Consider the following 12,503-nt stretch of genomic DNA (forward strand, 5'->3'; position numbering starts at 1 on the left):
GCTCAGTCAAGTATTCTGACGATATCCTCAGGAATGAGCCGAACTGATAACCTGTACACCATGGACATGTCCGAGCGCGATGCCACCGAGTCGTCGAGCACGCCGGTCAACCGCCTGGAACGGCGCAAGATGCGCACCCGCAACGCCCTAGTGCGGGCCGCGAAAGGGTTTATCGCGCAAGGAAAACTCAGCGTTCCCATCCTGGAGATCACCCAGGCTGCTGATGTGGGTATGGGCTCCTTCTACAACCACTTCTCGAGCAAGGAGCAGCTGTTCGCCGCGGCCGTGACTGACGCCCTGGATGATCTCGGCGCCCTGCTCGACGGCTTCACCGGATCGATCTCGGATCCAGCCGAAGCATTTGCCACCAACTATCGCCTGAGCGGACGACTATTCCGGTACCGCCCGCAGGAGGCCGCGCTGCTGCTGGCACACGGAGACTCCTTGATCCTGTCCGACCGGGGATTATCTCCGCGGGCGCGACGCGACATCGCCGCGGCGATCGATCAAGGGCGGTTCACGATCGGAGATCCCGAACTAGGCTTGGCCATCGCCGGGGGCATCTTCATCGGCCTGACCACGCTGCTGCGGGAGCGTCCCGAACGTGACACCGACGCCACCGTCGACGCGGTGACCGAACGCCTCCTGCGGACCCTGGGCATGACCCCCAAACAGGCGAGTACGCTGTGCCGCAAGCCGCTGCCCGATATCTCGTCACTGCGCGAATCGCCCGTCGACTGGCCCACTCCCGTGGCGCCCGACGACATCGGTTCCCACTGAACGGTCAGGCTTCCGCCCGTGCGCTTTGATGTCGGAAGTTGTTGCGCCTCAAGCTCTTCAGCTCAGCGTGTGTATTCAATGGGTTTGACCTTCGGCATGGTCGGGCTGCTGCCTTAGCGACCACTGCCCACCAAACTCGGCACTGCGGTGATGCCCGAAATGGTTCCTGCCCCGAGATCCGATGGTGGCGGCGTAAACCCATTCCCATCATATGGCGGAGATGGGGTCTTGCGGCAAGGCCCCCTCTCGGGTGCAGAATCGCCCCGCAGCTCACTCAACGGGAGGTTGTTGATGGCAGAGATGGCGGACACACCGGAGCGGTTTATAGCGCATGAGTCTGGGGCGTACTTCCACGGCACCAAGGCAGATCTCCGGGTCGGTGATTTTCTGATGCCTGGGTATCCGTCGAATTATCGGCCGGGGCACGTCGCGAATCACGTCTATATGACGAAGGTGCTCGACGGTGCCGTCCTGGCGGCGGAGATGGCTGTCGGAACGGGCCGGTGTCGCGTTTACATCGTGGAGCCGCAGGATCACGTCGAGGACGACCCGAACGTGACCGACAAGAAATTTCCGGGCAACCCCACGCATTCCTATCGCAGCCGAAACCCCGTGAAGGTCGTCGGGGAGGTCACCGACTGGGTCGGGCATTCTCCTGAATACCTAGAGAAGTTCCGCGCCGGCCTAGAAGAACTCAGACGCCAAGGAAACGCCGTGCTCTACGACTAACCGCCGCCTCCACCGAGCTCGCACCGCAGGCTATCTAGGCGGACGGGCCCGCCACGATCATCGGAGTGGCGACGTCGCGCCCACACAATATGGCCCAATCGAACGAGATGACTTCGGTGGAAGTCAAAAGCCGTTGTACGACAAGACGATCCGACGGTGGAGACTGGGTCAACTAAGGTTTTCTATTCATCAATCGTGCTGTGCCCCGGTGGTGGCTCGCCTTTCGCCCGCTCAACGCCGGCCGCCTCCGCCGGAGCGTACGGGACGTTCGTCGCGCACACTAGAACACGCATCCGACGCTTGGAGGACCGATACCAGAATGAACCCGGTTGCCGAATTCGACTACATCATCGTGGGGGCCGGCAGCGCGGGCTGCCTGCTCGCTAATCGGCTCAGCGCCAATCGTGATTGCCGTGTGCTCCTGATTGAGGCCGGCGGCACAGATGATTGGTTCTGGATCAAGGTGCCGGTTGGCTATCTATACACAATCGCCAACCCCCGCACCGATTGGTGTTTTACGACCGAGCCCGACCCGGGTCTGGCCGGCCGGAGCATTCACTACGCGCGGGGCCGCGTGATCGGCGGCTGCTCGTCGATCAACGCGATGATCCACATGCGCGGACAGGCCAGCGATTACGATCTGTGGGCGCAAGCCACCGGCGACGATCGATGGCGTTGGGGCGGCTCGGATTCTCCAGGCGAGACGCTGACGATCTACAAAGAGTTGGAAGACTATTTCGGCGGCGCCGACGACTGGCACGGCGTCGGCGGTGAGATCCGCGTCGAGCGCCCGCGTGTGAGCTGGAAGATCTTGGACGCCTGGCAGGCTGCCGCTGCCCAGCTAGGCATCTCCCCGATCGATGAGTTCAACCGGGGCGTCAACGCCGGCAGTGCGTACTTTCATGTCAACCAACGGCGGGGCCGCCGCTGGTCGATGGCCGATGCTTTCCTGCACCCCGTCACCCACCGGCCCAATCTCACCGTCTACATACAAACGCAGGCACTGCGGATTCTGATGGACGACCAGGTTCACGAGGATCAGCGTCGCGGTGCGTGGACCAGGGCGCAGCAACGCGTTACCGGCCTGCGGTTGCTCAAAGGTGGCAACATCGTCGATGTCCGAGCCCGCCGGGAGGTGATCCTGAGCGCCGGGGCTATCGGCTCGCCGCATCTGATGCAAGTGTCGGGTCTCGGCCCGGCCGGCCTACTCGCCCAGCATCAAGTGCGGGTGGCCGTCGATCTGCCAGGAGTGGGCGAAAACCTTCAGGACCACCTGCAGATTCGAACGATCTACCGGGTCCGGGGCGCCCCGACCGTCAACACGCTGTACCGCAATTGGATCAGCAGAGCGGGCATGGGACTTCAATACCTGCTGCTGCGATCGGGCCCCATGACCATGCCGCCGTCTACGCTAGGGGCTTTCGCCAAGAGCAACCCCGCGCAGGAAAGTGCCGATCTGGAGTGGCATGTGCAGCCCTTGTCGCTGCCGAAATTCGGCGAACCCCTGCACCCCTTCGGAGCGATTACTCCTTCGGTCTGCAATCTGCGACCCACCTCGCGAGGGCACGTGCGCATGGCCAACGCCGATCCCCTGACCAACCCGAAGATTTCATGCAACTACCTGTCGACTGATACCGATCGTCGAACCGCTGTGACCGGCCTCCGGATGACCCGGCAGATCATGGCGGCGCCGGCCCTGGCTCGCTATCGCCCCCAAGAATTGCTTCCCGGCTCGCAATTGGTGAGCGACGAAGACTTGGAGAAGGCGGCCGGTGAACTCGGTACGACTATATTCCACCCGGTAGGCACCTGTGCGATGGGAGCCTTTGACGCACAAGGTCATCCGCGCTCGGCCGCCACAGTGCTCGACACCGACTGCCGGGTGTATCGCGTCGCCGGCCTTCGAGTCGTCGATGCTTCGGCTATGCCCAACATCATTTCCGGCAACACCAACGCGCCGGTCATGCTCATCGCCGAGCGCGCAGCACGGGCGATCGTTGGCAAAGTCGGGTGACAAGTTACCTCACCGTTTTCGTGATATGGATCCGATGAATAGCTTTGTACGTCAACGCCGATCTCGATCGAGAGCACGCCGACTCATTTCGGACGTGGTGAGGGCATAGCCGAACGGTCACCGTTCGGTATCCATTTGGGAATGCAACCGCGTTTCGGCTAGCGCAGGTCTATCGGTAACATCAGTCACATCGTTAACATCGCGCAATGCACAATGTGCGCCCGCCGGCCAGCGATCTGCGACTGCGAACGGTCTCCCGTCGCGACGCGCTGCGCTACGCTGCTGCGTTGGCCGGTCTGGGTGCCGCATCAGTGGCCTGCGGCATGCCCAAAGCCGCCGCCGCCGCCCCTCCCCGACTGATTGACTTCGCCGCGCGCCAGATTCCTGCGCAGCAGATCCGAGTTGCCGGCTATAGCGGTGTGGTCAACTATGTTTCGGAGTCGCGTCCCGGCTCATCGTTTGGCGCCAAGCCGATCACCCGGTCCTACGCCGACTCGTTGAAAGCCGCGGGCCTGGTGATCGTCAGCAACTACCAATACGGCAAGCCGGGTGGGTCAGCACCGTCGGACTTCACGCGGGGCTACGCCGGCGGCATCGCGGACGCGCGCACCGCCTGGCAGCTGCACACCGCCGCGGGCGGCGGCCAGAGTGCACCGATTTTCTTCACCATTGACGAGGACATCGATCGCGACACCTGGAATCGCACTGCGCTGCAGTGGTTTCGCGGCATCAACTCCGTTCTAGGGGTGCAGCGCACCGGGGTCTATGGAGGCGTCAGGGTGTGTCAGTGGGCCCTGGCCGATGGCGTTGTCGGATCTTCGAGCACACCAGGCCGCCGGTGGCTCTGGCAAACCCGAGCCTGGTCCGGCAATCAGGTCCACCCCGCCGCTGTTCTCTACCAGCGCGTCGTGAGCACCGCATCTAACCCGGGGCCAAAGGTCGGTGGACTCGAAGTCGACGTCAACGACGTCTTGGCCCCCGATTGCGGCCAGTGGAACCTCCATGCGAGCCATCCCGGTGGAGAGGTACGGTAGTGGCGAACTCGCCGCCGGCAGTGGAGTTAGAGCCCGGATGGCACAGCCTGGCCATTGACCGTCACCGCCACCCGACCGGTCGTCGGATTGAACTCGATCTTGCCGTGCTCGAACGTCGACACCTGTAGGTCACCGACGTTGTTCACGTCACTAGTGGGCAAGCCCAGCGGACCTGCCGAACCGTTAGTGCCGGTAGTCGCGGGCGTCCCGTCCGGCGCACGGGGGACGTTCCAGGCCTCGCGGATCTTGCCCAGAATGATATATGCGGGGGTGCCGACCGCGCCGTTCTTGGCCGTGATCGCGCCGCCCTGGAACTGCTGGAAAATTACCCCGCTCTCCCGTGTCCCCGCGTTGCGGTCACCCGTCAGCGGCTTACCCAGAGCCTTCTTCTGATCCTCGGTCGCCGACGAATATTTGGCGGCGATCGGTCCGGTCAGAGTCACCTCGACGTTGCCCTCCCCGATCAGCTTCACCGCAGTGGGCTGCGCTGGGGTTGTCGGGCTGGAGATGACGTTCGTCTCGGGGTGCGGCGGCATCGACGCGTCGACGCTCTTGCTATTGCTGCAGCCTGCAGTGATTAGCGCGGCGGCGGCCAGGCCGACGACTGCCGCATGGGCATATGTGGTCGTTCTCATGGGCTTCCTCTCGCGTCGTAACCAAAGCACTCGAGTGCGCAGGCGATCACGGTCGCCGTAACTCCGAACGAACTTACAACGCGGTCATCGACGGCTAGCCAGAGCAGCTGAGCAGGGATCACCGGTGTTCGATGAAATCCGGGCTCGGGAAGTTTCGTGGCACTCATCGATGTCGCGCACAGCGCAATGTGCACGAGTTAAATCTGCAGAGTTGCCAGTAGCGGATGCCGTGTTCATCGCACTTCAGCAGGGCGTCGCCAGGCACTACGGTTTCCTACCCAGTCAGCTGCACTACTCGTCATGACCGTCCCGCTCGAATAGTCAACAATTGCGCACAGAGGGTCAATCGCCGGCTATCGCAGCTTCGTAGCGTGGCGTTTGATCCTGTCATTCGACCGGACGCTGTGAGTGGCGCCACAGATACCAGCTGAACTGACAGCCCCTTTTGCTGAGTCACGTCCGGGCTCTCGGTCTGCTGCAGTGAAGACCGTTCTTAAGTGATTGGAGCAGTGCGATGCCGAGGCCCTCAGGGGTCCGGACCGATACGGTCCTCGTCCATACACAGGCGATCACCGTGGACACGAACAGTTGCCGATCCACCAACCGGCTAACGATGCCTGCCACCCACGACTTTCTGGACGGACTGCAGGTAATAGGTCAGAGGTTCGAACAGGCGGCCGGGGGCCGGCAGGCAGCCGTCTCCGACCACAATCGCCCCGAGACACCACTGTTCGCCGTCAGCATCGAGCGTCGGGCGCTTGCCACCACGAAGCACTCCACGACGTGACAAGAGCGACCGACACGGGAAGTGCAAGCCACAGACCCTACGACTACGTCATCGTCGGTGCGGGCAGCGCGGGGTGCGTGCTGGCCAACCGCCTCACGGTAGCCACCGATGTGCGGGTTTTGCTTCTGGAAGCGGGCGGCACCGATGACGCGCCCGAGATTCGCATTCCTGCTGCGCTGCATTCGATGTTCGGTGCTGAGTACGACTGGATGTACACGTCTGTCCCACAAGAATTTTCGGGACGCTCCGTTCGGGTACCCCGGGGCCGAACGCTGGGCGGGTCCTCATCGCTCAACGCGATGATCTACACACGCGGTAATCGCGCCGACTATGACCGCTGGCGTGACGAGTACGGCGCGAAAGGGTGGGGATTCGACGAGGTCCTGCCGTACTTCGTTCGATCGGAGGGAAATACGCGGCTCGGCGGCCCCTTGCACGGAACTCAGGGGCCGCTCTGCGTGGAAGACCCACGATGGATGCACGAACTTTGCCCGGTGTGGGTTGAATCTGCCATCGCAGCGGGCATCCCCGCCAACACCGACTTCAGCGGGCCCACTCAAACAGGTGCGGGCATTTACCAGGTGACACAACGAGACGGCCAACGATGGTCGGTCGCTGACGCCTACCTCCATCCCGTTGCTGATCGCCCAAATCTGAAGGTGCGCACCGGCAGCCATGTGAGCCGGATCATCGTGGAGGCTGGTGTGGCGGTTGGGGTCGAATACCATGACGCCTCCGGTGAACACTCCGTTCGCGCGGACCGCGAGGTGCTGCTCTGTGCGGGGGCTATCGCCTCGCCCCAGTTGCTGATGCTCTCGGGGATCGGGCCAGCCGATCAGCTACGCAACATTGGTGTCCCGGTAATCATTGATGCGAAGAATGTCGGGCGTGGGCTGCAGGATCATCCGACCGTGGTCCTCAATTGGACAACAGTCGGCACCAGTGATTTTCGGGACATCGTCACTACAGAGGAGGCAGCAGCACAGTGGTCGCAGGACCGGCGTGGGCCACTATCGTCCATCGTCAGTGAAGCGGGAATGTTCTGCTCGACGACGGCAGCGAGCGAACCACCTAACATCCAAATTTACGCCGCCGGGACATCGTATTGGGATGACGGAACCGGGCATGCACAACTACCGTGCACGGCAGCCGCCGTCACACTGATCGATCCGGTCAGCCGCGGGGGGATACGGCTGCGCAGCTCGGATCCGGCTGACCACCCGCTGATTGATCCCCGCTTCTACACCGAACCGGCAGACCTACAGGCAGTGCTGACCGCGATGGAGATGGTTACCGGAATTGTGCACCAAAGACCATTGGCGAAGTTCATCAACGGACCGTGCCTGCCAGAAACTGATCAACTAGACCGCACCGCGCTTATGGATGTTCTTCGAGCACATAGCCAAACGATGTATCACCCCACCGGAACTTGCGCAATGGGTGGCTCCGCAGACTCTGTGCTCGACCCAGAACTGCGCCTGCGCGGCGTCGCAGGCCTCCGCGTCGTCGATGCCTCGGTCATGCCCGCCACGATCCGCGGCAATACCAACGCGCCGGTCGTCATGATCGCAGAAAAAGCAGCGGACCTAATCCTGGGCCTAGAAACCAAAAGGGGGCGGCCGTGAGGTGCCGATCATGATGCCGCTCATCGCAGCCCACCGCAGCGTGAAGACGCCTAGCTAGCCCGAAGCGGATAGGTTCATCATTTGTAAGAGACCAGCGTGACCAGATCTTGTCTCGGCCGTGCTACTGCAGTTAGCGCGTTAGGTGCAGCAGTTCGGGTCGAGCGCGATGCATAAGGCCTGCAAGGCGTCAGGGCGCACTCGATGAAACACGTTCATCCCGCGCCGATCGGACTGGACAAGACCGGCCTTCCGCAACTGCGCAAGGTGATGGCTCACCGTGGATTCACTCAGGTCCAGGACCGCGGCCAGCTCCCCGGATATTTCCTCGCCGGCCGCCGAGCCGAACAGGTAGGACATGATTTTGACTCGCACCGGATCTGCCAGCGCTTTGAGCCGTAACGCGATCGCTAGCGCGTCGGCATCGCTGAGCGGACCCGAGGCGACCGGGGAGCAACAGACCGGCGCCGTCGTATCAATTGCCGGCAAAGCTTTGGGCATAACACCATCCTGCCACAAAGATTGACATATATCGAAAAGGTGGGCATGCTGGGGCTCCGTCGCTAGTTCGATATATGTCTCACAACTCGGAGGCTCATTGCCATGTCACGCGTTCAACTAGCCCTCAACGTCGATGATCTCGATGAAGCGATAACGTTCTACTCCAAGCTGTTTCACGCCGAACCAGCCAAACGTAAGCCGGGCTACGCCAACTTCGCCATCGCTGATCCGCCGCTGAAGCTGGTGCTGCTGGAAAACCCGGGGCAGGGCGGGTCACTGAATCATCTCGGGATCGAGGTCGAATCCAGCGAGGTGGTGCACGCCGAGATTGCCCGCCTCGCCGAAGCCGAGATGTTCACCGAGGAGGAGATCGCTACTACCTGCTGTTTCGCTATCCAGGACAAAGTGTGGGTAGTCGGTCCGGGCGGGGAGCGCTGGGAGGTCTACACCGTGCTGGCCGATTCCGACACCTTCGGCGCCAACCACACCCAGTCCCAGACCGATACCGCGGCGACGGCCACATCATGCTGCTGACCGCCGAGCGCGACTGCGTGGACCGAAACATCCCATGACCCAGCCGACCGTTGCTGATGATCAAACCCCCACGGGAACAAGGCTTTCGACCCTGAATCGGTTATTGCCGATCTGGATTGGGATCGCCATGGCCGTCGGGCTGCTGTTGGGACGCTGGGTGCCTGGCTTCAATGCTGTGTTGCAGAAAATCCAGATCGATGGGATCTCCCTGCCCATCGCGCTGGGTCTTTTGATCATGATGTATCCGGTACTGGCCAAGGTTCGCTATGACAGTCTGGACACCGTCACCAACGATCGCCGGCTGCTGATTGGTTCACTGCTGCTGAACTGGGTGGTGGGCCCCGCGGTGATGTTCGCCCTGGCGTGGCTGCTGTTGGCGGATCTGCCCGAATACCGCACCGGGCTGATCATCGTTGGGTTGGCGCGCTGCATCGCGATGGTCATCATTTGGAACGACCTGGCCTGCGGGGACCGCGAAGCCGCCGCCGTGCTGGTCGCGTTGAACTCGATCTTCCAGGTCGTCGCGTTCGCCGCGCTTGGCTGGTTCTACCTCTCGGTGTTGCCCGGCTGGCTGCATCTGCCCCAGGCCACCATCTCCACGTCACCGGGGCAGATCGTCAAGTCCGTGCTTATCTTCCTGGGCATCCCGCTGGCAGCCGGTTACCTTTCCCGCCGATTCGGTGAAAAAGCCAAAGGTCGCAGCTGGTATGAAACCCGCTACCTGCCCGCCACCGGGCCCTGGGCACTCTACGGGCTACTGTTCACCATCGTGATCCTGTTCGCCCTGCAGGGCCACCAAATCACCACCCGGCCAACAGATGTCGCCCGCATCGCACTGCCACTATTGACGTACTTCGCCATGATGTGGACCGGCGGCTACATTCTGGGCGCCGCACTCGGACTGGGTTATGCCCGCACTACCACCCTGGCGTTCACCGCCGCTGGCAACAACTTCGAACTCGCCATCGCCGTGGCGATCGCCACCTATGGCGCCACCTCCGGACAAGCCCTCGCCGGTGTCGTCGGACCCCTCATCGAAGTCCCCGTCCTCGTCGCCCTGGTCTACATTTCCCTGGCGCTACGACCACACCTGTTCCCCTCCCCAGCGGCTGACAGCGCGTCATCGAGGAGCTCCCACCGAGCGTCCTGTTCGTCTGCCTGCACAACGGCGGCTGGACTTGACGCGCAGTGACCGCGGCCATGGCAGGTCGTATCCGTCACGATGTGAGCAGGGTGTCTCGCACTGCCGACACGGTGTGTTGTTGCCATAGGGCTTGTACCGGCACCATGAGCCTTGGTTCAAGGTCAATCACGCGAACACGGCCACTCATTGCTATGCCCGGGTCTGCCGTGACCAGGGCGACGGCACCGGTAGTTAGAGGCGCAGCAATCATTGCTGCGCCCTGGACCCTGCTGACGACATAGTCGGGTTCGAAACCTGCACGGCGACAGGCACTCATCAGGAAATCACTGAAATAGGAGAAGCCCGGCGGCGACCAAAGGGCAAGGCGCTCGCCGGCCAAGTCCGTGATGTCGATACTTTCAGCAGCGGCCAGGTGATGCGTGCCGGGAACGGCGACCCGCACTCGGTGATAGCCGATGACCGCGCCGGACAGGTCGCCGGTAGGTGCGATCCCTCGCCGTAGGCCTAGATGCACAGACCCGTCGAGGACAGCGGCGTACAACTCGTCCGGGTAGAGCTGACGAAACGTGAACGACAGGTCGGGGTGCGCGTCTATAGCGGATTCGACCAGTTGATAAACCTCCGCACCACCTAGCGCAGGGCTGTGGCCGACCACCCACGCGTGCTGGTCGGCAGCAGCGCCGCGCACATGTGCGTCCACGGTTCGAGCAGCTGCCAGTAGCGGACGCGATTCGACGAGCAGTGCCTGCCCGGGGACCGTAAGAGTGATACGGCGTCCAGCCCTGACGAATAGACGCACCCCCAACTCTTTTTCGAGTTGACCGACGGCACTGCTCAACGCCTGCTGGCTCAGGTGCAACTGTGCCGCTGCGCCGGTGAAGCTGCCCACCTCGGCGACTTTGACGAACTGCTCGACGCGGCGCAGGTCATGAAGCATAGACAAAGTCTATTTGTGGCTTGCTCCGGTTTTGCTGTTTTACGCTTGTGGTCCGATGTTTTTACAGTGGTGGCATGACGACACTTGAAGGCAAGTCAGCCGTTATCGCTGCCGGAGCAAAAAACCTCGGTGGTCTCATCAGCAGGACATTGGCACAGAAGGGTGTCAATGTCGCGGTGCATTACAACAGTGCTGCTACCGAGACTGATGCCGACCGCACGGTGTCGGAAGTGACCGCGGCCGGCGTGCGGGCCATCAAGGTCCGAGGCGACCTCACCGTGCCGGGCAACGTCAAGGCTTTGTTCGACGCGGCGGTCGATGCCTTCGGCGGCGTGGATATTGCCATCAACACTGTCGGAAAGGTATTGCGCAAGCCAATTTTGGAGACCACCGAGGCCGAATACGACTCGATGTTCGACATCAACGCCAAGGCCGCATACTTTTTCATCCAAGAAGCTGGCCGACGTCTCAACGACCACGGCAGCCTGACCACGATCGTGACCGCATTGCTGGCCGCCTATACCGACGGCTACTCCACCTACGCAGGCGCCAAGTCGCCGGTCGAGCACTTCGTCCGGGCCGCGTCCAAGGAGTTCGCACCGCGCCTGATCAACGTCAATAACATCGCGCCCGGACCGATGGACACGCCATTCTTCTACCCTCAAGAAACTCCCGAGCGGGCCGAGTTCCACGCCAGCCAAGCCATGGGCAACCGGCTCACCAAGGTCGAAGACATCGCGCCACTGGCCGTATTCCTCGCAGGCGACGGCCACTGGATCACCGGTCAGACCATCTTCGCCAACGGTGGCTACACCACACGTTAAGCCACGGCTACACCACAACAACGGTCAACGAGGCTGGGCACGCCCTTGCCGCCTACCGGCTTGTCTTTCAAGCAGTTTCGGATCATCACTAGAGACCACTCAAACGGCGCAACGCCTTCGCCTTCCCCGGCCAGCGCGCCCGCAAGCACCTCGATCCGCACATCATGATGATCACCTCATGATCCAAGGGTCGCCGGACGAGCCGGCCTTGGTGGCCGGCGTACGTCGCCAGTGAACCGGACTACCCATGCCAACATTCTCGTCTAGTGCTTCGGCCGCCAGTCGCCTATGGGTTCGCACAGGTTCCACTTCGGGAAGGCTCGGCGGAGCCGGTGCGGGCCATCCAATGTGATGTCGCCGGCGCGAAGGAGGGCCGGCCAACTTCGTGCGCCGCGGTGCCAGTCGACAAACGGTTGCGATCGAGCCTCGACGCTGAGATCGGAACGACCGCCAGGGTCGGAGTAGCACAACGCGGCGTCGCCGTGCTCAATCAGCATCCAGAAACGCCGATTGCCGGGGCGTTCCTCGGGGAACGTAAAAGAAACCACCACCCGGCCATTGGGCAGCGCGGCCCGGTTGAGCTGCACCTGGCACCACGCCCACAGCGCGTATGCCGGATCTGTGTGCTCTCTTGTAACCCCTGCCCACCGTTGACCCCACATGGCTAGGGCACCGATGACCCCGGCGAGGTCGGTGCCCGCTTCGGTGAGCCGGTAGTGGTGCCCCCGGCCATCCGGCTTCTGCTGTATTGCGATGATCCCAGCACGCTGCAGCTCCTCGAGCCGCTTGATCAACATCGAGCGGGACATTGACGGCACACCATGCGCGATCGCCGAAAAGGTATCGGCACCGAACAACAGATTGCGCACGATCAACGGATTCCATCGCTCCGCGACGATCTCCGACGCCAGGGCGACCGGACAGTACTGACGATATGTGGCCACGCAACCAAGTATGCGCCC

The 12,503-nt window shown here is 62.4% G+C and carries 12 protein-coding genes and 1 pseudogene; 9 read left to right on the plus strand and 4 right to left on the minus strand.

Going from position 1 to position 12,503, the window contains the following annotated elements; all coding sequences use genetic code 11:
- The first annotated feature begins 60 nt into the window (after window positions 1-60).
- From G6N33_RS24570 to G6N33_RS24585, 4 genes are all read left to right on the plus strand, one after another.
- Complete coding sequence (locus G6N33_RS24570) at window positions 61-780, plus strand: TetR/AcrR family transcriptional regulator (RefSeq protein WP_044506160.1); 720 nt, start codon at window positions 61-63, stop codon at window positions 778-780.
- Between the two features lie 291 nt (window positions 781-1,071).
- On the plus strand, window positions 1,072-1,509 hold the full coding sequence (arr, locus tag G6N33_RS24575) for an NAD(+)--rifampin ADP-ribosyltransferase (protein ID WP_408632745.1): 438 nt from the start codon (window positions 1,072-1,074) through the stop codon (window positions 1,507-1,509).
- A gap of 319 nt (window positions 1,510-1,828) precedes the next feature.
- Window positions 1,829-3,523, plus strand: a complete 1,695-nt coding sequence (locus G6N33_RS24580) for a GMC family oxidoreductase (RefSeq protein WP_044506159.1) — start codon at window positions 1,829-1,831, stop codon at window positions 3,521-3,523.
- 206 nt (window positions 3,524-3,729) lie between these two features.
- On the plus strand, window positions 3,730-4,557 hold the full coding sequence (locus G6N33_RS24585) for a DUF1906 domain-containing protein (RefSeq protein WP_044506158.1): 828 nt from the start codon (window positions 3,730-3,732) through the stop codon (window positions 4,555-4,557).
- 26 nt (window positions 4,558-4,583) lie between these two features.
- On the opposite strand, the gene G6N33_RS24590 is transcribed toward G6N33_RS24585, so the two are convergent.
- Window positions 4,584-5,192, minus strand: a complete 609-nt coding sequence (locus G6N33_RS24590) for an LGFP repeat-containing protein (RefSeq protein WP_044506157.1) — start codon at window positions 5,190-5,192, stop codon at window positions 4,584-4,586.
- 613 nt (window positions 5,193-5,805) lie between these two features.
- On the opposite strand from G6N33_RS24590, the gene G6N33_RS24595 reads away from it, so the two are divergent.
- Both G6N33_RS24595 and G6N33_RS24600 read left to right on the plus strand, forming a co-directional pair.
- Window positions 5,806-5,979 (plus strand): hypothetical protein, encoded by a 174-nt coding sequence (locus G6N33_RS24595; protein WP_155945861.1) that lies wholly within the window; start codon window positions 5,806-5,808, stop codon window positions 5,977-5,979.
- Window positions 5,976-7,604: a GMC family oxidoreductase gene (locus tag G6N33_RS24600; protein ID WP_044506156.1), complete on the plus strand. Its 1,629-nt coding sequence runs from the start codon at window positions 5,976-5,978 to the stop codon at window positions 7,602-7,604. The genes G6N33_RS24595 and G6N33_RS24600 overlap by 4 nt, the downstream gene beginning before the upstream one ends.
- A 138-nt stretch (window positions 7,605-7,742) precedes the next feature.
- Here the strand turns inward: G6N33_RS24600 and G6N33_RS24605 are convergent, their stop codons facing one another.
- Window positions 7,743-8,102: an Rv2640c family ArsR-like transcriptional regulator gene (locus G6N33_RS24605; protein WP_044506154.1), complete on the minus strand. Its 360-nt coding sequence runs from the start codon at window positions 8,100-8,102 to the stop codon at window positions 7,743-7,745.
- A 102-nt stretch (window positions 8,103-8,204) separates the two neighbouring features.
- Between G6N33_RS24605 and G6N33_RS24610 the strand changes: the two genes are divergently transcribed.
- Both G6N33_RS24610 and arsB read left to right on the plus strand, forming a co-directional pair.
- Window positions 8,205-8,636, plus strand: coding sequence for an ArsI/CadI family heavy metal resistance metalloenzyme (locus G6N33_RS24610; RefSeq protein WP_044506153.1), 432 nt, complete (start codon window positions 8,205-8,207; stop codon window positions 8,634-8,636).
- 34 nt (window positions 8,637-8,670) lie between these two features.
- Window positions 8,671-9,809, plus strand: a pseudogene (gene arsB / locus G6N33_RS24615) (ACR3 family arsenite efflux transporter); the annotation flags it as partial.
- 44 nt (window positions 9,810-9,853) lie between these two features.
- On the opposite strand, the gene G6N33_RS24620 reads toward arsB, so the two are convergent.
- Window positions 9,854-10,717 carry a LysR family transcriptional regulator gene (locus G6N33_RS24620; RefSeq protein ID WP_101528576.1) on the minus strand — a complete coding sequence of 288 codons (864 nt, stop codon included), beginning with the start codon at window positions 10,715-10,717 and terminating at the stop codon, window positions 9,854-9,856.
- Window positions 10,718-10,791: 74 nt separating this feature from the next.
- Between G6N33_RS24620 and G6N33_RS24625 the strand changes: the two genes are divergently transcribed.
- Window positions 10,792-11,541, plus strand: coding sequence for an SDR family oxidoreductase (locus tag G6N33_RS24625; protein WP_044506148.1), 750 nt, complete (start codon window positions 10,792-10,794; stop codon window positions 11,539-11,541).
- Window positions 11,542-11,804: 263 nt separating this feature from the next.
- Here G6N33_RS24625 and G6N33_RS24630 read toward each other — a convergent pair whose 3' ends face one another.
- Window positions 11,805-12,485, minus strand: a complete 681-nt coding sequence (locus G6N33_RS24630; RefSeq protein WP_044506147.1) for a winged helix-turn-helix transcriptional regulator — start codon at window positions 12,483-12,485, stop codon at window positions 11,805-11,807.
- Between the last annotated feature and the right edge of the window lie 18 nt (window positions 12,486-12,503).

Source organism: Mycobacterium simiae, assembly GCF_010727605.1.
In the GTDB taxonomy this organism is placed as follows: domain Bacteria; phylum Actinomycetota; class Actinomycetes; order Mycobacteriales; family Mycobacteriaceae; genus Mycobacterium; species Mycobacterium simiae.

Coding starts and splice junctions, on each gene's coding strand:
- G6N33_RS24570 (WP_044506160.1), top strand. CDS start 61: ATGGACATGTCCGAGCGCGATGCCACCGAGTCGTCGAGCACGCCGGTC.
- arr (WP_408632745.1), top strand. CDS start 1,072: ATGGCAGAGATGGCGGACACACCGGAGCGGTTTATAGCGCATGAGTCT.
- G6N33_RS24580 (WP_044506159.1), top strand. CDS start 1,829: ATGAACCCGGTTGCCGAATTCGACTACATCATCGTGGGGGCCGGCAGC.
- G6N33_RS24585 (WP_044506158.1), top strand. CDS start 3,730: ATGCACAATGTGCGCCCGCCGGCCAGCGATCTGCGACTGCGAACGGTC.
- G6N33_RS24590 (WP_044506157.1), bottom strand. CDS start 5,192: ATGAGAACGACCACATATGCCCATGCGGCAGTCGTCGGCCTGGCCGCC.
- G6N33_RS24595 (WP_155945861.1), top strand. CDS start 5,806: ATGCCTGCCACCCACGACTTTCTGGACGGACTGCAGGTAATAGGTCAG.
- G6N33_RS24605 (WP_044506154.1), bottom strand. CDS start 8,102: ATGCCCAAAGCTTTGCCGGCAATTGATACGACGGCGCCGGTCTGTTGC.
- G6N33_RS24610 (WP_044506153.1), top strand. CDS start 8,205: ATGTCACGCGTTCAACTAGCCCTCAACGTCGATGATCTCGATGAAGCG.
- G6N33_RS24620 (WP_101528576.1), bottom strand. CDS start 10,717: ATGCTTCATGACCTGCGCCGCGTCGAGCAGTTCGTCAAAGTCGCCGAG.
- G6N33_RS24625 (WP_044506148.1), top strand. CDS start 10,792: ATGACGACACTTGAAGGCAAGTCAGCCGTTATCGCTGCCGGAGCAAAA.